Source organism: Paenibacillus sp. CF095, assembly GCF_900101225.1.
Classification (GTDB): Bacteria; Bacillota; Bacilli; order Paenibacillales; family Paenibacillaceae; genus Paenibacillus.
Genome location: NZ_FMZN01000001.1, coordinates 576,109 through 594,738 on the forward strand (window position 1 = coordinate 576,109; position 18,630 = coordinate 594,738).

At 46.9% G+C, this 18,630-nt stretch carries 17 protein-coding genes and 1 other RNA gene; 15 read left to right on the forward strand and 3 right to left on the reverse strand.

Annotation, left to right across the window (positions count from 1 at the left end; genetic code table 11):
* Positions 1-6: 6 nt before the first annotated feature.
* The 5 genes from dnaG (at position 7) to rnpB (ending at position 5,535) form a co-directional block, all read left to right on the forward strand.
* Positions 7-1,827, forward strand: a complete 1,821-nt coding sequence (gene dnaG, locus BLS69_RS02495) for a DNA primase (RefSeq protein ID WP_091028421.1) — start codon at positions 7-9, stop codon at positions 1,825-1,827.
* Positions 1,828-1,870: 43 nt separating this feature from the next.
* Positions 1,871-3,010 carry an RNA polymerase sigma factor RpoD gene (rpoD, locus tag BLS69_RS02500; protein WP_062835490.1) on the forward strand — a complete coding sequence of 380 codons (1,140 nt, stop codon included), beginning with the start codon at positions 1,871-1,873 and terminating at the stop codon, positions 3,008-3,010.
* 184 nt (positions 3,011-3,194) lie between these two features.
* On the forward strand, positions 3,195-3,953 hold the full coding sequence (locus BLS69_RS02505; RefSeq protein WP_091028424.1) for a tRNA (adenine(22)-N(1))-methyltransferase: 759 nt from the start codon (positions 3,195-3,197) through the stop codon (positions 3,951-3,953).
* Positions 3,929-5,044 (forward strand): Nif3-like dinuclear metal center hexameric protein, encoded by a 1,116-nt coding sequence (locus BLS69_RS02510; RefSeq protein WP_036674810.1) that lies wholly within the window; start codon positions 3,929-3,931, stop codon positions 5,042-5,044. The genes BLS69_RS02505 and BLS69_RS02510 overlap by 25 nt, the downstream gene beginning before the upstream one ends.
* A gap of 82 nt (positions 5,045-5,126) precedes the next feature.
* Positions 5,127-5,535, forward strand: an RNA gene (gene rnpB / locus BLS69_RS02515) — RNase P RNA component class A.
* 258 nt (positions 5,536-5,793) lie between these two features.
* Here rnpB and BLS69_RS02520 read toward each other — a convergent pair.
* Complete coding sequence (locus BLS69_RS02520) at positions 5,794-7,023, reverse strand: aminotransferase-like domain-containing protein (RefSeq protein WP_091028426.1); 1,230 nt, start codon at positions 7,021-7,023, stop codon at positions 5,794-5,796.
* A 107-nt stretch (positions 7,024-7,130) separates the two neighbouring features.
* Between BLS69_RS02520 and BLS69_RS02525 the strand changes: the two genes are divergently transcribed.
* Entirely contained in the window at positions 7,131-8,651 is a 1,521-nt protein-coding gene (locus BLS69_RS02525; RefSeq protein WP_091028428.1) for a MocR-like pyridoxine biosynthesis transcription factor PdxR, read from the forward strand.
* Positions 8,652-8,737: 86 nt separating this feature from the next.
* Positions 8,738-8,995, forward strand: a complete 258-nt coding sequence (locus BLS69_RS02530) for a hypothetical protein (RefSeq protein WP_076211601.1) — start codon at positions 8,738-8,740, stop codon at positions 8,993-8,995.
* A gap of 101 nt (positions 8,996-9,096) precedes the next feature.
* Here BLS69_RS02530 and BLS69_RS02535 read toward each other — a convergent pair whose 3' ends face one another.
* Positions 9,097-10,971, reverse strand: a complete 1,875-nt coding sequence (locus tag BLS69_RS02535; RefSeq protein WP_091028431.1) for a S8 family peptidase — start codon at positions 10,969-10,971, stop codon at positions 9,097-9,099.
* A 283-nt stretch (positions 10,972-11,254) separates the two neighbouring features.
* On the opposite strand from BLS69_RS02535, the gene BLS69_RS02540 reads away from it, so the two are divergent.
* The 6 genes from BLS69_RS02540 to thiI all read left to right on the forward strand — a co-directional run bounded on the left by BLS69_RS02540 (position 11,255) and on the right by thiI (position 16,104).
* On the forward strand, positions 11,255-11,761 hold the full coding sequence (locus BLS69_RS02540; protein ID WP_062835484.1) for a YpuI family protein: 507 nt from the start codon (positions 11,255-11,257) through the stop codon (positions 11,759-11,761).
* Positions 11,762-11,926: 165 nt separating this feature from the next.
* Positions 11,927-12,145 (forward strand): DUF1540 domain-containing protein, encoded by a 219-nt coding sequence (locus BLS69_RS02545; protein ID WP_074095869.1) that lies wholly within the window; start codon positions 11,927-11,929, stop codon positions 12,143-12,145.
* A gap of 35 nt (positions 12,146-12,180) precedes the next feature.
* Entirely contained in the window at positions 12,181-12,594 is a 414-nt protein-coding gene (locus BLS69_RS02550) for an MFS transporter (RefSeq protein ID WP_091028434.1), read from the forward strand.
* Positions 12,595-12,784: 190 nt separating this feature from the next.
* Positions 12,785-13,537, forward strand: coding sequence for a lytic transglycosylase domain-containing protein (locus tag BLS69_RS02555; protein WP_091028436.1), 753 nt, complete (start codon positions 12,785-12,787; stop codon positions 13,535-13,537).
* A gap of 171 nt (positions 13,538-13,708) precedes the next feature.
* The gene (locus BLS69_RS02560; RefSeq protein ID WP_091028441.1) at positions 13,709-14,857 is read left to right on the forward strand and encodes a cysteine desulfurase family protein; all 1,149 of its coding nucleotides are present in this window, start codon (positions 13,709-13,711) and stop codon (positions 14,855-14,857) included.
* Positions 14,858-14,862: 5 nt separating this feature from the next.
* A complete protein-coding gene (gene thiI, locus BLS69_RS02565) occupies positions 14,863-16,104 on the forward strand; it encodes a tRNA uracil 4-sulfurtransferase ThiI (protein ID WP_091034800.1) in 1,242 nt (413 codons plus the stop codon).
* Between the two features lie 124 nt (positions 16,105-16,228).
* Here the strand turns inward: thiI and BLS69_RS02570 are convergent, their stop codons facing one another.
* Positions 16,229-16,939, reverse strand: a complete 711-nt coding sequence (locus BLS69_RS02570; protein ID WP_047843768.1) for a TerC family protein — start codon at positions 16,937-16,939, stop codon at positions 16,229-16,231.
* 87 nt (positions 16,940-17,026) lie between these two features.
* On the opposite strand from BLS69_RS02570, the gene BLS69_RS02575 reads away from it, so the two are divergent.
* Together BLS69_RS02575 and BLS69_RS02580 are read left to right on the forward strand one after the other, a co-directional pair.
* Positions 17,027-17,686: a TerC family protein gene (locus BLS69_RS02575; protein WP_091028445.1), complete on the forward strand. Its 660-nt coding sequence runs from the start codon at positions 17,027-17,029 to the stop codon at positions 17,684-17,686.
* Positions 17,687-17,982: 296 nt separating this feature from the next.
* Positions 17,983-18,477, forward strand: coding sequence for a hypothetical protein (locus tag BLS69_RS02580; protein WP_091028448.1), 495 nt, complete (start codon positions 17,983-17,985; stop codon positions 18,475-18,477).
* Positions 18,478-18,630: the final 153 nt, after the last annotated feature.

Sequence of the window (18,630 nt, forward strand, 5' to 3'; positions counted from 1 at the left end):
CCAGAGATGAGTACCGGACAAGGCGGTATACCCGAAAGTATTATTGAATCGGTGTTACAGCAGAATGATATTGTCGATACGGTGAGCCGATTTGTGCATCTGACCAAACAGGGGAAGTATATGAAGGGCCTCTGTCCTTTTCATTCCGAGAAGACGCCTTCGTTCACCGTTACACCTGAGAAACAAATTTTCTACTGCTACGGTTGCGGCACGGGTGGAAATGCCATCAAATTCAGGATGGAAATCGAAGGGTTATCCTTTCCCGAGGCTGTCAAGACGATGGCGGAAGAAAGTCACATCTCTATGGGGGACTGGCAAGGGCGTGAATCTGCTCATGTGAATCCGGAGACGGAACGTCTATTGGAGGCTTATGAGCTTACCGCGAAGCTGTATCATTTTTTGTTGAAAAATACAGAGCACGGCAAGTCAGCCATGGAGTATTTACGCTCAAGAGGTTTTGGCGACAAGTTGATCGACCAGTTTCAGATTGGTTTCGCACCAAATCGTTGGGACACACTGGTACAATTTCTCGAGAAACGTAACTATCCGCTTGAAGAGATGGAAAAGGGTGGACTTCTGTCACCGCGAAATGAAGGTCAGGGATATGTGGATCGATTCCGAGACCGGATTATGTTCCCGATTAATGGCAGGAGCGGTAAGCCGATTGCATTTGCAGGACGCATATTGGGAGATGGGCAACCGAAGTATCTAAATTCACCGGAAACCCGGTTATTTAACAAAAGCCGTGTTCTCTATAATCTGCATCATGCCAAAAATGCAATTCGCAAACAAAGACAAGCCATTTTGTTCGAGGGATATGGTGATGTCATCTCCGCATGGGATCAGGACATCCAGAATGGTGTAGCGGCAATGGGCACTGCGCTAACCGAGAATCAGGCACTGATGCTCAAAGGGATGTGTGACGAAGTCATCATATGTTATGACGGCGACAAAGCAGGACAGGCTGCTGCACTCAAAAACTTCCCCATTCTTGAGGAAGCTGGATTGCAGGTCAAAGTGGCTCTCATACCCGAGGGACTTGACCCGGATGACTTTATCCGGAAGCATGGTGGTGATCGGTTCCGAAACCAGATTGTGGATGGTGCCGTGACAACTACAAAATTTAAACTTATAAACTTGAAAAAAAGCCATATACTGCTAGAGGGTGGCGGACAAATCGCCTATTCGAAAGAAGCAGTAAAATTGATTGCACCCTTACCTTCTCCAACAGAAAGGGAAGTGTATCTTCGTGAACTGGCTGCAGAAGTGGACGTATCCTTCGAAACATTGAAGCAGGAGTGTAATGAAGAACGGGAGGCAATGAAAAATAACCTGCAGTACGGGGATAATAACCCGAAAAGGTGGAATAATGGTAGGCAACAAAATAGGCAGGTGCCTACACCGAATCTGTTGCCGGCTTATCACGCTGCCGAACGCAAACTGATTGCCTGGATGTTGCAGGATGATGAGGCTGCCCAGTACGTGAATGAGCATCTTGGTGAAGCTTTTAACTTGGATGATCATGCAGCTATTGCTGCTTATCTATATGCCTACTATGCGCAAGGCAAACCGTCGGATACAAGCCGTTTTATGTCTTCACTGCATGACGATCGCTTGGAAAAAACGGTCAGTTCAATCTCGATGATGGATGGTCCAGGTGAATGGAGTATTCAAATGCTCGATGATTGCATCAGGGAAGTGCTGAAGTATCCGCGTAAAAAAGAGTACGATTTGAAAAAAGAAGAAATGATTGCTGCAGAGCGGGCAGGTGATTCTGTACGCGCGGCACAGATTGCAATTGAAATGATTGCCCTAGAGAGACAGTGAACGTCTGATGATTAGATGTTTCTAGGGAGGAGGGAGTCGAGTTATGGCGAATGATCAGCATACTGAACTAGAAACAGAATTGACACTGGATCAGGTTAAAGATCAATTGATTGAATCAGGTAAGAAAAGAGCTTCGCTGAATTACAAGGAAATTATAGAGAAACTCTCTCCTTTTGAGCAGGATGCAGAGCAAATGGATGAGTTCTATGAGCAACTGAGCGATCTGGGTATCGATGTAGTGAATGAAAATGATGAAGAGGTTACACTTCGTCCTAGTGAAGATTCCGAGAACAACACCAGAGAGGGAGAGGACGAATTTCACTTTGATGATGACCTGAGCTTGCCGCCAGGTATCAAAATCAATGACCCTGTCCGTATGTACCTCAAGGAAATTGGTCGTGTGCCACTGTTGTCGGCAGATGATGAAGTACAACTGGCTAAACGGATTGAGAACGGGGATGAAGAAGCCAAGCGTCGTCTGGCTGAAGCGAACCTTCGACTTGTAGTCAGTATCGCCAAGCGTTACGTTGGACGTGGAATGTTGTTCCTTGATTTGATTCAGGAAGGTAATATGGGTCTGATCAAAGCGGTTGAGAAGTTCGACCACAAAAAAGGATACAAGTTCAGTACGTATGCTACATGGTGGATTCGCCAAGCGATCACTCGTGCTATTGCTGACCAGGCGCGTACCATTCGTATCCCTGTACACATGGTGGAGACGATTAATAAGCTGATCCGGGTATCCCGTCAGCTGTTGCAGGAACTTGGGCGTGAACCGACACCAGAAGAAATCGCTGCTGAGATGGATCTGAGTGTAGAAAAAGTTCGTGAAATTACGAAGATTGCACAGGAACCGGTTTCTCTGGAAACACCAATTGGTGAGGAAGATGATTCCCATCTGGGTGACTTCATTGAGGATCAGGAAGCACTTGCTCCGGCGGATGCTGCTGCGTATGAGTTGCTGAAAGAACAGCTCGAAGATGTATTGGATACACTTACTGAACGTGAAGAGAATGTGCTTCGTCTACGTTTTGGTCTGGACGATGGACGGACGAGAACGCTGGAGGAAGTTGGCAAGGTATTTGGTGTTACGCGTGAGCGTATTCGTCAGATCGAAGCCAAGGCTCTTCGTAAATTGCGCCACCCGAGTCGTAGTAAACGACTCAAGGATTTCCTCGAATAATCGAACTATGGGAGACTTTCCGCAAGACGCTTTAGCGGCGGCGGGGTCTCCTTTATTTTTAATTTAAACGTCTTGATTTCTTGGTTTTGGAAATTCATCCTTGAAATGTTTTATTGGATTTTATTTTATCGCTTTTCCTTGTTCAATGCAAATCAATAAATTAAATGAATGGTGTAGGTGCTTCATGAAACTTTCGAATCGATTACAGCGAATACATGATCAAATTCCCGATGGCAGCCGTATGGCTGATATCGGTTCAGACCACGCGTTGCTGCCAGTAGCTGCTATCCGCAGTGGGAAAGCTGCGAGTGCAGTAGCCGGGGAAGTCAATCCTGGCCCTTATGATGCTGCATGCAAACAAGTCAGTGATGCTGGCCTGAAAGAAAAAATAACGGTACGCCGTGGAGACGGATTGGATGTAATCTCTGCAGGAGAAGTGGATGTCATCACCATTGCAGGCATGGGTGGTGCCCTGATTGCCTCTATTTTGGACCGAGGTTTACCCAAACTGGAAGGAGTCCAGTTACTTATTTTGCAACCAAATGTGGGAGAGGATATCCTCAGACGCTGGTTGTTGGAGCATCACTGGGTGGTTGTAGCAGAACAGTTGCTCGAAGAAGATGGAAAAATTTATGAGATTATAACGGCGATGCCACAATCTGTAAGCCCGATAGCCAATGTAGAGGTGTATCGTGCACGCCCGCTTCAAGGCGGGGCAGAATTAACGGAAGATTTGCTGCTGCGGATGGGACCTTATTTGGTGGATCGTCCAACGGATGTATTCTTTGCCAAATGGGAAAGTGAGATCATCAAACTGCAAGGGGTTGTAAACTCGATCTCCAAATCCGATCAGGATTCTTCCCGGGACAAGGCGGCTGAGGTAGAGCGTCTTATCGCAAACTTGAAGGAGGTTTTGGCATGTTTGCCAAAGGTCAAACTGTAATTCAACTGATGGAGCAGCTCGCTCCCAAACATCTGGCTGTACCGGATGACCGCATAGGTCTCCAGCTAGGCAGTTTGCAAAAAGAAATCAGTCACGTGTTAGTGGCTTTGGATGTAACGGATGAAGTGGTGGACGAAGCGATTCGTATTGGTGCGAACCTGATTATCGCTCATCATGCCATCATTTTCCGTCCGGTTAAGTCACTGAGTACAGATACACCTATGGGTAAATTGTATGAAAAGCTGATTAAGCATGATATCGCTGTCTATATCAGTCATACGAACCTGGATGTGGCCGAGGGTGGTATGAATGACTGGATGGCCGAGGCACTTGGCATCGAGAGTAAAGAATCGCTGGAAGATGTACACACAGATCATCTGTACAAGCTGGCTGTGTTTGTACCTCGTACCCATCATGAACAGGTTCTTCAAGCCATTCTGGAAGCCGGAGCGGGGAGTATCGGCCAATACAACAAGTGCAGCTTTAACACGGAAGGTACAGGAACGTTTGTACCTGGTGAAGGGACTCAACCGTTTATCGGTACCCAAGGGCAAATGGAACGTGTGGAAGAAATGCGAATTGAGACCATCGTACCCCAAAGTCTGAGAAGTAAGGTCGTTCAGGCGATGCTTAAGGCTCATCCGTATGAGGAAGTGGCCTATGACCTCTATGCCATGGATTTAAAGGGCCGTACGCTTGGTTTGGGACGCTTGGGACCCCTTAGGGAACCTAAGACATTAGGTGAGCTTGTGGAGGTCGTGAAGACCCAATTCAATGTGCCTCATGTGCGCGTAGTAGGAGATCTGAACAAGCAGATCAAAAAAGCAGCGGTTCTTGGCGGCTCTGGCAGCCGTTATGCGCTCACTGCCCGCTTCAAAGGTGCGGATGTTATTGTGACCGGAGATATTGATTATCACACGGCTCATGATGCTTTAATGGCAGGTATGTGTATCATTGACCCGGGACATAATTCCGAAAAGATTATGAAACCAAAAACAGCGGATTGGCTTCGTTCCCGTTTGGAAGAAAAACGATATGATACGCAAGTCACAGCTTCAGAGGTAAATACGGAAGTATTCCAATTTATCTAAAAAGACCGTTGCTATGTGGTTTCCAGTAATATTAAGCTTGTCTGGGAACCTAAATGCCTGTATACTATGTAATGTTGTTCGGAAAGCTTGACAGACAATCGCTGGTGGCCTTGTTGCCACGAGAGGAAAGTCCGGGCTCCACAGGGCAGGATGCTGGATAACGTCCAGTCAGCGCGAGTTGAAGGATAGTGCCACAGAAATGGACCGCCGATGGCCGGATTTTCCGGCACAGGCAAGGATGGAACCGAGGTGTAAGAGACCCCGAGGAACGCTGGTGACTTCGTTCCTGGTAAACCCCATCTGGAGCAAGACCTAATGGGACACAGCCGCCTTTTCGGAGGAGGCAACCTTAGCCCGAGGTGTGTCTAGGTTGGTCGCTTGAGCTGTGCAGCAATGCATGGCCTAGATAGATGATTGTCGCTTCTGGTGGGAGGGTAGTTCCCGTATGAACCACGAAGAGCACAGAACCCGGCTTACGGTAAGCTTTCCTAACTGCAACAACAACACCATAGCAACACAATGTAGTCCACCTATCAGTCGAGGACAACTCGTATGAATCATCCGATGGCCTGACTGATCAGAAGGACCCATAAACATCTAAAAAAACATAACTCCTGTTGATAACAGGTTCTATAAAAATAAGGCGGCAGTTCCGAGATTCTCGGGCCTGCCGCCTTATTTTTATTTCTCATATCAAGTTATTTAACCTTCATACACTAATGGAATAGCGAAGCGTTTATGACAGTTCATTACAGTGTAACAACACTGTCCGATGTTAAGGAAGCATGCCAACGTTGGATGGCGCGATCCATTCTTTCCACGGCTTCCGGAAGGAGCTCAGGGTCCGTATGAGTAAAGTTGATTCGCATGCGGTTTAACTCTGGTGTACCTGCATAGAAGGAATCACCTGGCACAATGCACACTTTCTCCTGGATACCGTAAGTAAACAGATTGCTTGCAAGCATGCCTTGAGGCAATTGCAGCCACAAGAACATGCCACCTTGTGGTGAATTCCACGAGATGCCTTCCCAAGCTTTGGCTGCCATAAGAGTCGTCAGTGTTTTCATGCGTTGTTCGTAATCCTCTGAAATATGGCGAATATGCGCATCCAGATCGAAAGATTCAAGTAGTGCATGAAGCGCTCTTTGGTCAATGCTGCTGGAGTGCAAGTCGGCACCTTGTTTGGCTCGTGCTGCCATTTTGACAATATCGGGAGCAGCCAGTATCCAGCCAGTACGAAGGCCAGGTGCTACCGTTTTGGAGAATGTACTGGTGTAGATAACATTGGAAGGGCCGTCATAGGATGCTGCATCCAGTTCTGCGAGAGCAGGGACATCCAATTGCTCCGGATTGAACCGAATTTCACCATAGGGGTCATCTTCCAGAATGAGTACACCATACTTGCGGCACAGATCCACAGCCTGCTGTCTTCTTTCTCGGGACCATACTTTTCCCGTAGGATTGGAGAACGTGGGATTAATGTAGACAAGTTTTGGACGATGCAACTGGAGCTGTTCCTCCAGAGATTCAGGCAACATGCCGTGATCATCACAGGCTACGCCGTGAGATTCAGCCTGATAGGAATGAATGACTTGCAGAGCAGCGAGGTAGGTTGGTGATTCAACCAATACGCGGTCACCCGGGTCAAGAAGGATGCGGCAAACCAAGTCAATGGATTGCTGTGAACCCGTAGTGAGAAGCATGTGATCGGGTGAAGCGGGAATGCCCTTGGATTCAAGACGTTCGGCGATTTTGGCGCGAAGAGGACGGTAACCCTCAGTCTCCGCATATTGAAGAGCGGCTGCTCCGCTCATAAATACTTTTTCATATGCAACGCGGATGGCTTCCAGCGGGAATGAAGTCTGGGCTGGTAATCCACCGGCTAGTGAGATCATTCCAGGTGCTTGAGCGGCCTGGAGCATGTCGCGAACGACAGAGGACGGGGTGTTTTGTGCCATTTTGGACCAAGGGATACTCATGTTATTCTCATCTCCTGTTATTCACTGTTATACTGATATTATAAACTATAATAGACGGACTACACTATAACAGTAAAATGAAGATCATAACAGTTGGGGGAGCACACATGCATATTGAATTAAAGCGGGGAAGCAGTACCAAATTGTACGTGCAGATTGCGCTAACGATTGCCGATCGCATCCGATCAGGACTCATTGAACCCGGAACCCGGCTTCCTTCTGTTCGTAAAATGACCACGGATTTGGGTGTCAGCCTGGTCACTGTATCCAAAGCGTATGCTGAACTTGAAGCGATTCAATTGATCACCTGCTCCCAGGGGAAAGGTTGTTATGTGAGAGGTACATTGAACGTGGATCAGACGGAGGATATGGACCGAACGCAGCGAAACAATGCCAACAATGAATCCAGTACGTCATGGAATTGGCAGATGGCACTGGTGGATTATTTACCGCGAGCTCAGCTCTGGAGACATTTTGATACGTCACCTCAAGTGCGGTATGAACTTCATATGTCAGCGATTCAGCCGGAATTGTTGCCTACACGCGAGATTATCGACAGCGCCTACCGACTCTCCTCTGATCACACAGAGCGTATGGCAGCTTACGGATCTTTTCAGGGGGATCGGGAGCTTAGACAGATCTTTGCCGAACATTTTGCCGAGCGTGGACTACAGGCTGCACCTGAACGCATGTTAATTACAAGTGGTGCACAGCAGGGGATCGATCTTGTGGCACGGACTTTTGTCGGACCTGGGGATGTTGTATACATGGAGGCACCAAGCTATACCGGAGCCATTGATGTATTTACGAGTAGAGGCGCGAAGATCATTACGGTCCCGATGGATGACGAAGGCATGCGTATTGATCTGTTGACCCGATTATGTGATACCTATCCACCCAAGCTGATCTATACGATCCCGACCTATCACAATCCAACAGGTATCACGATGAGTGCAAGAAGACGAGCACAACTTCTGAATCTCGCGCAAAGCTACCACTGCCTCATTCTGGAGGATGATCCGTTTGCAGATCTTTATTTTCGGGACCCTCCCCCGGCTTCCATTAAATCGATGGATGGGACAGGCCATGTCGTATATATCAAAAGCTTCAGCAAGGTGTTGTCTCCCGGTTGCCGTATAGCCTGCGCCATCGCAGACGGAAGCGTATTGACCCGGCTTGTGGCCGCGAAATCTACTGCGGATTTGGGGAGTCCGCTGCTTACACAAAAGGCACTGCAATCTTTTATTCAGAATCAGTACGGTGCCTATGTATCCCGATTGAGGGATGAATTGTATTCTCGCTTGTGCGCAGCTTCTAAAGTGCTGGAAGAGCATGCTACTATGGGCATGCAATGGCGCTTGCCAGAGGGAGGACTCAATCTGTGGCTCCAACTTCCGAGTAACTTGGATATGCGTGAGTTGCATCATCAGTCGCTTGCTGCTGGGGTCTCTTTCCTCCCTGGTTCCGCCTGTTATGTAGGGGAGATGGATACACCAAGTCTGCGTATCTGCTTCACTGTAACAAATGTTGAGCTTTTGTGTGAAGGACTTCGTGTACTGTGCCAAGTCATTGACAGAGTAACACCTGGGCAGGGTGGGACAGTGGCGGACAGGCTACCGCTCATATAATTTTTCGGACTATGGACATACATCCAATCCACTTTCGATCTGTTGCAATAGGTTATAGTATCACCAGAAAGGGAGTTGGTTTTGAAATGAACCATTACTGTCCACCGCTTTGCCCGATTGTCTGTGACCCGATCCAGGTTGTTGAGGATTATTACATCCCACAAATCGTACCTGTAATCCACCCGATTGAAGTGATCAAAAAACATCACTGTGTTCCGATTCATCACCACATGTATCCTGTTGTTGTCAAAGAAGAAGACCCTTGTTATGTATCTAGCCATAATCCGAAGAAAAAATCCGTGAAAAAATCAAGTAAAGCCCGCACATCTTCTCGCAAGCGCTAATTGCGGCGGGTGCCCCGGGGAATTGGATGTAAACCAAAAGAGCAGCGTACGCCCCGGGGCGCAGCTGCTTTTGTATTTTTTACAGATTATCCTCATTACGATTACTGGGTATACTTTTTCATCGTATTATCCATTTGTTGTCTGACATGTTGCGGCCAGAATTGCAAAGGAGCGCTGTTGCCTGATGCGGCTTGCAGTGCCTTATAGACATCGATTTGCCCATAGCCGAAATACTTGTCGTGACCAGGATCACCGAGGTCAATAACACTTTGGCGCATCAAATCCATCACTTCCGTGTTGGTCAAGTCCGGGTTCAACGAACGAATCAAACCTGCAAGTGCGGCTACATGAGGGCTAGCCATGGACGTTCCAGATAAGGCCGCATACTGATTGTTTGGATAGGTACTGGCGATACTGGACCCCGGAGCCATCACATCCACATAGTCCCCGTAGTTGGAATAGGAAGCTTTGCTCATATCCGGGTCCGTAGCAGATACGGCAAATACTTCAGGATAAGCAGCTGGGTATCCTGGACGCTCTGTATTATCGTTCCCCGTGGCTGCAATCAGGACGATATCCCGGTCAAAAGCGTATTTGATGGCATCATGAAGAAATTGCGCATCAGCATAATTGCCCAGACTCATGTTGATCACTTTGGCTCCATGATCGGCTGCCCAGATGATGCCTTCGGCAACGGCATACGTGGTACCAGAACCTGAGTTGTCGAGTACTTTAACCGGTAGTACCTTGTTATACCAGCTCATGCCTGCCACGCCTTCATTATTGTTGACAGTAGCGCCGATAATGCCTGCGACGTGTGTCCCATGTCCCACATCATCCATCGGTTGGCTTCCCGGCTCAACCACATTATAACCCTCAAGGAGCTTGCCCTTCAGGTCAGGATGATTCATATCAACCCCCGTGTCGACCACCGCAACGATGACATCTTTGTTTCCCTTGGTAATATTCCAACCTCTGTTTGTCTCAATCGCAGGCAGGTTCCACTGATAATCGGAGAACAAAATGTCATTGGGTATCGTTACATCTGTTTGTTCAGTTACAGTATCATTGGTTAAATACATATAGTGGGGTTCCATATAGAGTGGATTCCATTTGCTTTCGAAATAACTATGCAATTGTTTGTAACTCATGTGTTCTGACCGAAAAACATACGTGTATCCCAGCTTGCGCGCAGATTGTGCTCTCAGATCGGATTTAATGATACGCATATCCCGTTCACCGGGATCCTGGCGAAAACGGATGACGATTTCATTTTCGTAAAAATGACTGGCATTTGCATTATCATGTCCGGTCTTCACTGTGATTTCGTTAAGCGTATCCGGGTGGACAGACTCAATTTTGAATTTACCCTCACGCGGATAAGGGATCATGCGCAGATTTTTGCGCTGATGTTGTTCAACAGCATTTAATACGTTCTGGCTGAACAAGGCAATTACAGCTCTTTTGCCATCTTTGGAGGGTTGCCCCATAACAAAATATTTTTCCTTTCCCAAAGGAAAAGAAGAGGATTCAAAACTTTGACGTTTGTTTACCGCTTTTTTGGCAAGATTGAACGAATGTTGAAGCTTCTGTTGTTCCAACTTGCTTCCTTGTGTGGAGGCCTGATCAAAGGGCTTATTAAAAGAGCCATTGGTATTCATGAGATGAATGGATCTGATATGTTCATGTGAACGTAGGAGATCATTCACATATCGGCTAACCTGCGCAGCATTCATTGTGGCGGTTTTCTCCAGCATGATACTGAGATGTTGCTTGGCATCCATACGGGTCAGAAGATCGGTTGCTTTGACATCCTGCACTTTCAGACGCTGCTTACTCGTGTGCTCTTCATGAGCAGAGTCGGACAGGGCACTTGGCTTAGGTTCGGGACGATTGGATGTTGGAAGCAAGAGCGTCAGTGCGAGTGCTCCCGCACCAGCTGCAAGGGCCCAGTTAATCCATTTCGGTCTGGACATGGTGGATGGAACCTCCTTCGTTCATTTTGGACAATCATTAACAGTGCTTCGTCGTTGTCACTGGTTATATCTATCGTTAGAAAAAGCGGATATTTTTATGCAGGCGAGTTCGAGTCTAACTGCGGATAATAGGCATGTTTAACGGCAGAAGCGGAAAGCATGATTAAGGGATACCGCTCGTCATCTTTTTATGGTAGGATTATAGCTGAGAATTCAAAGGTCAGGGGAAAACCACCGTTGGCCGACCTATATGTAAGGACTTATTTAAGGGGGAGCTACCTTTATGTCAGCAGCCAATGTACAGAAAACATGTGAGTCAACTAGGGAAAAGTTAAAACCGGCTATCGATCGGATTGAAAAATTTTTGAATGAGAATGCTTTGCCTGAACTGGATCAGAATCAGACGGAAGAATCAACAGCCTTCTACAAAGGATTTCTTTCAGATCTCCGTCATTTGCTCGTTTTTTCTGAAGTTTCTTACGAAAAACTTGGCGTTGTGCTGCGTCGTGCCAACTTTGATGTCGATTTTGCCGAAAAGGCTCTTTATAATACGTATCATCAATGCGTAAACAGCTTTTTCTATCCCAAAAATGAATGTTATTCCGAAGACGGAAGATACGCTTACACAGGACAAGATGCCATTCGTTTCCGTGACAAGCCAATCCGTGCAGTACGGGATGTCATTCTTGAGGTTTCCAAAACGTACGAAGAATTGCGCGATGATCTGGCATATTATGAAAGTGATTACCTGACTCAGCGCCGTATGCAAAATCAACGGAATCACGCCTAATTAACGTTTAAACCTTAATATGAAATTGGACGAAACCGCCCTTGTGGCGGTTTTTTTGTGTTTTTAGTGAGAATCAGACGAGGTGTGATCATGTCATCATCTGGCATTTTGACGGGGAATATCAGGTTTGTGGCGGGGAGACAATAGTAGTCGAGGTGATAAAAAATGAGCCAAGACAAACCAATTGTCAAATGCAGCGTCTCCAACTGCAACTTTTGGGGAGAAAACAACTTCTGCCACGCTGATGCCATCATGATTGACATTGACCAACATGCCACCCGTCGTCTGCATGAGGAATTTGCCGGTGAGACATTTGACTCCGATCACCATGATCACGCACGCACATCCTCTGCAACATGCTGTCACACGTTCAAACCCAAGTGAGCAGTCATCCCTATTCATAACGGAGGTGCTTTCCAATGAAAAATGATGATAATAAGTTTAATATTGAAGATCGCCCTGAAACCAAGGGTGACGGTGAAAAACAGCGTATGCGCGTCGATTATCCCAGAAAAGCACATCGGGAAGAATATGGGGCAGAGGTCGCTCCTCCGACTGTTGTAAGAACTGGAGGTACCGAACGGGCAGAGCCTGTACCTGAGAAACATGAGGCAGACCGGGTCATGGAATCAACAGGCAAGGTCGCGGGTTACATGGGACTTGCCTTCGGGATCGCGTCTTTGTTCATGTGGTCAATCGTACTTGGACCGGCCGCAGCCGTACTGGGTTACTATGCATATGTGAATGGTCGTAAGACAGCGGGAGCTTGGTCCATTGGACTGGGTATTGTAGCCACGCTGAGTTATTTTTTCATGATTCCATTTGCTCGCTAACGTGTAAAATGGTTCATTCAAAAGCCTTCTGTTCTCACCCAAATGTGGTGAATTACAGAAGGTTTTTTTCGTATATGCGCAGGTTAGGTGGGAAGATTCATATATTTTTTTGAAAACAATGGAACCTTGCTGTAAAACGATGTAGAATAAGGTCATAATACGCTTAATTATACGGGAGTGGGTATAACTCATGCAGATTGATCCAAGCGGATCGCGGCAGTTGTTGGAACTGCAATTGTCCAATGTGAATAACCAAACCAGTGGATCACAATCGGATGCTGGTTCAACAGTGGATTTCGCCAATGTGATGGACGGGCTGTTAGGCACGGGTGCCAATTCGACGAGCAATACAGATTCCACCGCTACGGTCTCCAAAAGATCCAGTGATGGTTTGTTGTGGCTGCAACTCGGAAGCACGTACAATCCGGATTTAAATACGGCAGGATCGTCCGCTGTCCCCAATAACATCGTTGAGTCTTTATTATCTTCATCCAATACAGGAATCGTGAATTCCGGGGCATCTGTACCTACGGATTATGAATCTTTGATTGCCGAGGCAAGTGCCAAATACGGTGTTCCTGAATCATTGATTAAGGCCGTAATTGACACAGAGTCCAATTTTAACCCAAATGTTGTGTCCTCTGCCGGAGCCAAGGGGCTCATGCAATTAATGGATGGCACGGCTGCAGGGCTAGGTGTGAGTAATTCATTTGATCCTGCCCAGAACATTGATGCGGGTACGAAGTATCTTTCCCTTCAGCTCCAGCGTTTCGGTGGAGAAGTGAAGATGGCGCTTGCTGCATATAATGCAGGACCAGGCCGTGTTTCACGTCTGGGTGTGTCGAGTGATAGCGAACTGATGAGTGTACTTAACCGTTTGCCTTCCGAAACACAGAATTATATCTCCAAGGTGGAGAAGGCACAGTCGAAGTATGTGATCTAAATTCACAGAAAGACATTTGCGATAACAATGATAGGCAGGACAAGATCAAATGTGGGAGCAGTAGCGCTTGAAACGCCTGTTCCCGGTTGGTCTTTTTGTGTTGTATGGGTATCGTGTTACAATGCTCACTGTAGGTTCATGAACGAAGAGATAAGGGAGGTCTAACCTCATTTGAAATATTTTGATTATGCTGCAACCACACCTCCCCATCCTGATGTGATTCGTACGATGGCCGAGATTATGGAAACACAATTCGGTAATCCGTCCTCCATCCATGGGTATGGAGAGCGTGCCCATCAGTTGCTGCGTCGTGCACGATCCGGCTGTGCTGCGGCTATAGGAGTTAAGCCTGAGGAGATTGTATTTACTTCCGGTGCGACCGAGAGCAATAATCTCGCGATAAAAGGTGTGGCATTACGTTATCAGTCACGAGGCAAACACATCATCACTACGGCTACCGAGCATGCCTCGGTGTATGAAAGTTTTATGCAATTGCAGCAGTGGGGATGGGAAGTGACATTAGTACCTGTGAATTCCGATGGAGTGGTCAACGCTCAGCAGGTTGTAGACGCGATCAGGCCCGACACGGTGCTTGTGAGTCTGATGCATGTAAATAATGAAACAGGAGCCATCCATCCGATTGCAGAAATCGGCAAACAGCTCAAAAAGAAAGCACCACGGGTGCTTTTCCATGTGGATGGTGTTCAAGGCTTTGGAAAAATGAAGGCTACACCTGCCGCTTGGGGGGCAGATCTATACAGTCTATCTGCTCACAAGATTCGTGGACCGAAGGGAGCAGGTCTCCTGTATGTGCGAAGTGGAGTGGAGCTTACGCCACTATTGTCAGGAGGATCACAGGAGCAGGGCCTAAGAGCAGGCACAGAAAACGTGGCCTTGCTGGTAGGCATGGCAAAGGCCATGCGGATGGCAGCAGAAGGGCAGGTTGATTTTGCCCGACGTACAACGGTGCTCCGTGATCGACTGATGGAAACGATACGTGCCATTCCTGAATTTGAATTGAACAGTCGCACAGAGGGGGCACCTCATATTGTGCACTTCTCCTATCCCGGGATGAAGGCAGAAGTGGCGCTGCACACCTTGGAGCAACTTGGTGTAACCATCTCGACCCAATCTGCCTGTTCTTCGCGCTCGGCTGAACCGAGTCGGGCTCTACTTGCGATGGGCAGAGATGCAGCTTGTGCTGGTGGCGGATTGCGTATTAGTCTTGGAGATGAACATACAGAAGAAGATGTAGCCTTGCTTGAACAGGCTTTACATCAGATGGTGGCGCAGTTGCGGCCCCTCGAAAGGCGGATGTAATGGATATGAAATATGATATGCTGCTTCTCCGTTTCGGAGAGTTTATGTTAAAAGGGAAAAATCGTGCCCGATTTGAAAAAACGATCATTACACAGGTGAAAGCTTTGCTTAAACCTTATCCAGGAGCGAGCCTTCGCAAAGAATATGGCCGTGTCTATGTGGATCTTGGCGGTGAATCACATACTGAACTGATTAAGGTGCTGAAGCGGGTATTCGGTGTGATGTCAATTAGTCCAGTTAAAGTTACACCATCAGAGCTTGATGAGATTGTGAAAACAGCAGTCGCGTTTATGGACGAAAGGGAAGACGAATTCAAAGAAGGCACAGCATTTAAGGTAAATGTAAGGCGGGTATGGAAGGAGTTCCCGAACTCTTCCCATGAAATGAACCATTTGGTCGGTTCCCCGATCCTTCGGAAGTTCCAGCAATTGAGTGTTGATGTTCGCCAACCTGATATTGAGCTGAGAGTGGAAATTCGGGATCAGGGCACCTATATTTTCAACGAAACCATTCCGGCAGTAGGTGGGTTTCCGCTGGGTACAAATGGCAAAGCGATGGTACTGCTATCAGGTGGGATAGACAGCCCGGTGGCAGCCTGGTCTTCCATGCGCCGTGGACTGGAAGTGGAATGTGTACATTTTTACAGTTACCCGTTCACAAGCCAACGTGCCAAAGAGAAAGTCATTGATTTGGCGCGTGCCCTTGCTGATCATGCAGGAACAATCAAGCTGCATCTGGTTCCATTTACGGAGATTCAAACGGCATTTACCCAGCTGGGTCAGGACAACCTGATTATTACCCTGATGAGACGTTCAATGCTGCGAATTGCCTCCAAACTTGCCGAGCGTGAGCGGGCACTAGCACTGATCACCGGGGATAGCCTGGGCCAAGTAGCGAGTCAGACTCTTCCGAGTATGAATGTCATTGGTCGTGCGACAGATCTGCCACTTTTGCGACCACTGGTTATGATGGATAAACAGGAGATCATAACCCTGTCCAAACAGATCGGAACGTATGACATATCTATTTTGCCATATGAGGATTGCTGTACTCTCTTTGTGCCAAAGTCACCTTCAACCAATCCAAATCTTCGAATTGTGGATAAAATTGAATCAACCATGAGCCATCTGCCAGAATGGGTGGATCAAGCGGTGGAACAAACTGAAACGATCACACTGCACGCCGGTGAAACTTCTGTGGTAACGAGTCAGACAGAAGATAATGGCATGAAGGATGACTGGTTCTAAAATCAATAAAAATTAGCATGGCTGACATAATAAGGGCTATGTTAACTGCAAAAAAAAAGGACTGTCCGATGAAATATCGTTCAGTCCTTTGCTGTATTCAGATAAAATTTTAGTTTAAATTAGCCTACGAATAGGAACGCTGCTGTTCCCCGCCAGATCCCTTGTGGCTGGAACTGCTGGAGCGTTTGCGATAACCTGCAAAGACTACGCCTGCAATAACCACAACGATGAAGAGAATTCGCAATGCCGGATGTTCAGTAAAGTAAGGCAAGAGTCGCTGTTCCTCAGTGATCATATTGGAAGCCGTATACCCGAGAACGATGGCTCCGACATAGATGATCCAAGGAAAGTGATTAATTAGCTTGATAAACAGGGTACTGCCCCAGACGATAATCGGTACACTAATCAGGAGTCCAAGGATGACAAGCACGAGATGCTGCTGCGCTGCTCCAGCAACTGCAATCACGTTATCGAGTCCCATGGCTGCATCCGCGATCACGATGGTACGAATAGCGGTCCACAAGGAAGTTCCCGCCTGGACATCATTGTGTTCATCTCCCTGATCCGCCAATAATTTATAGGCAATCCAGATCAGAAGTATGCCTCCCACAAGCAAAAGCCACGGAACTTTAAGCAACCATAAAACAACAACTGTTGCTAAAATTCGAATCAAAAGTGCGCCGCCAGTTCCATATAGAATCGCCTTTTTCTGCACGGAAGGGTGCAAATTTCGAGCTGCGAGACCAATGACGATGGCATTATCCCCAGCCAGAATTAGATCAATAAAGACAACGTTCAGCAAAGCCAGCCAGAATGTGGGACTAAATAGCTCCATGAGATATGTCACTCCTTATATACGGTTCAATCATTAAGAATAGCATGGACAACTCTGACATACAAGTTAATGTGGGGGGATGAGGACATGGATACACTATGGCTGTTAACTGAAATTTTAATGATCAATCTGGTATTGAGTGGAGATAATGCGGTTGTTATTGCGCTTGCCAGCAAGGATCTGCCACCAGTACAACGCAAAAAAGCGGTATGGTGGGGAGCTTTTGGTGCGGTGCTGCTGCGTTGTGTATTAACCTTTGTAGCGGTATTATTGCTGGGAATTCCCTTTATCCAAGCGGCAGGTGGGCTGTTGTTACTCTGGATTGCAGTAAAGCTGCTGCTTCAAAATGAGGATGAGGTACATATTCGAGAAGCTTCTACGACCTGGAAAGCTATTCAAACCATTCTGATTGCGGATTTTGTAATGAGTCTGGATAACGTTTTGGCCATAGCGGCTTTGGCAGATGGAGATTTGGCTTTGATTGTCATCGGTATTGCAATCAGTATCCCCATTGTTGTATGGGGGAGCGGGTTAATTGTTGGTTTGTTGAAGCGATTTCCGATTCTTGTATTCGCTGGCTCAGGCATCCTAGCCTTCACAGCAGGTGAGATGGTGATGAAAGACCCCAAGTTAGGAGAATGGCTGGGAGGTATGGCATCAGAGGTGCATACGCTGTTACCCGCAGCAATGGCTTGTCTTGTGGTTGCGATTGGAGGCGCACATAAATTTGTGCGGAAGAACGCATAGTTTAATTTTGGATAAAAGCTTGAACATATGACCGTCTGAACCGTCCGGTTTAGGCGGTTTTGTGTTGAGAGAATACGCTTGTGAATACAACAACCATTGGGCTAGTCATAAGTTGCACAATTTAGGGTAATAAAGGTAAAGGACGCACGCAAAGTGCGACATAAAGTATAGTTTTTTGCCGAAACATCGGATACACTAAAAGCAGGATTACAGGTTTAAAATCAACAGTCAGCATGAAATGCGTATCGTTTATGAAGAAATAAAGTACATAGCCATAGTATAAGAGGTGATTGCAGATGAGGATGAGAAATGAAAAAGCGATTGGACTATTTATTGCAGCTGCGGGAATTATTATTCTGCTTGGCAAGTTTGGCGTGTTTGGATTTATCGGTCGCAATTTCTGGCCTTTGCTGATCCTGCTGCCAGGCATCGCCCTTCATGCGTTATATTATGCGCGCATTTCACCATCGTGGTGCCTTGTTCCTGCCGGCATACTAACGGTGTATGGTGTTTTATTCAGTATAACGAATACATGGGGCGCTGGACTTATGAGCAGGCTGTGGCCAGCATTCTTGCTTGGGTTCGCCATAGGGTTACTCGAATATGGAATGGCTGAACGGCGAAGACCGGAATATGTGTTACCTGCAGCTTTGATCCTTGGTGCAGTGTCCATCATATTATTCGGATTTACCTTGCTGCAAACGGGAATAATCTATGTACTTGCTGTTCTTTTGATCTTGGCCGGAGTCTGGTTATTGCTTGGGCGAGGACGTCAAGGGAGAGGCTGGTAACATTCCCAGTGGTCTTTTCGTGCGAAATATCTTGATTTTTACCTATAATAAACTATAATATAAGGGATATAGACATGCGTCGGGATATCACCGACGCTTATTTTGTGAGTAACCTGCGAAATTGCGGGAAGTTTAGTAGATAAGAATTGAAAT

Coding starts and splice junctions, on each gene's coding strand:
- BLS69_RS02545 (WP_074095869.1), top strand. CDS start 11,927: ATGAGCCAAGACAAACCAATTGTCAAATGCAGCGTCTCCAACTGCAAC.
- dnaG (WP_091028421.1), top strand. CDS start 7: ATGAGTACCGGACAAGGCGGTATACCCGAAAGTATTATTGAATCGGTG.
- BLS69_RS02555 (WP_091028436.1), top strand. CDS start 12,785: ATGCAGATTGATCCAAGCGGATCGCGGCAGTTGTTGGAACTGCAATTG.
- rpoD (WP_062835490.1), top strand. CDS start 1,871: ATGGCGAATGATCAGCATACTGAACTAGAAACAGAATTGACACTGGAT.
- BLS69_RS02525 (WP_091028428.1), top strand. CDS start 7,131: ATGCATATTGAATTAAAGCGGGGAAGCAGTACCAAATTGTACGTGCAG.
- BLS69_RS02570 (WP_047843768.1), bottom strand. CDS start 16,939: ATGGAGCTATTTAGTCCCACATTCTGGCTGGCTTTGCTGAACGTTGTC.
- BLS69_RS02510 (WP_036674810.1), top strand. CDS start 3,929: ATGTTTGCCAAAGGTCAAACTGTAATTCAACTGATGGAGCAGCTCGCT.
- BLS69_RS02575 (WP_091028445.1), top strand. CDS start 17,027: ATGGATACACTATGGCTGTTAACTGAAATTTTAATGATCAATCTGGTA.
- BLS69_RS02535 (WP_091028431.1), bottom strand. CDS start 10,971: ATGTCCAGACCGAAATGGATTAACTGGGCCCTTGCAGCTGGTGCGGGA.
- BLS69_RS02505 (WP_091028424.1), top strand. CDS start 3,195: ATGAAACTTTCGAATCGATTACAGCGAATACATGATCAAATTCCCGAT.
- BLS69_RS02520 (WP_091028426.1), bottom strand. CDS start 7,023: ATGAGTATCCCTTGGTCCAAAATGGCACAAAACACCCCGTCCTCTGTC.
- BLS69_RS02550 (WP_091028434.1), top strand. CDS start 12,181: ATGAAAAATGATGATAATAAGTTTAATATTGAAGATCGCCCTGAAACC.
- BLS69_RS02540 (WP_062835484.1), top strand. CDS start 11,255: ATGTCAGCAGCCAATGTACAGAAAACATGTGAGTCAACTAGGGAAAAG.
- thiI (WP_091034800.1), top strand. CDS start 14,863: ATGAAATATGATATGCTGCTTCTCCGTTTCGGAGAGTTTATGTTAAAA.
- BLS69_RS02580 (WP_091028448.1), top strand. CDS start 17,983: ATGAGGATGAGAAATGAAAAAGCGATTGGACTATTTATTGCAGCTGCG.
- BLS69_RS02530 (WP_076211601.1), top strand. CDS start 8,738: ATGAACCATTACTGTCCACCGCTTTGCCCGATTGTCTGTGACCCGATC.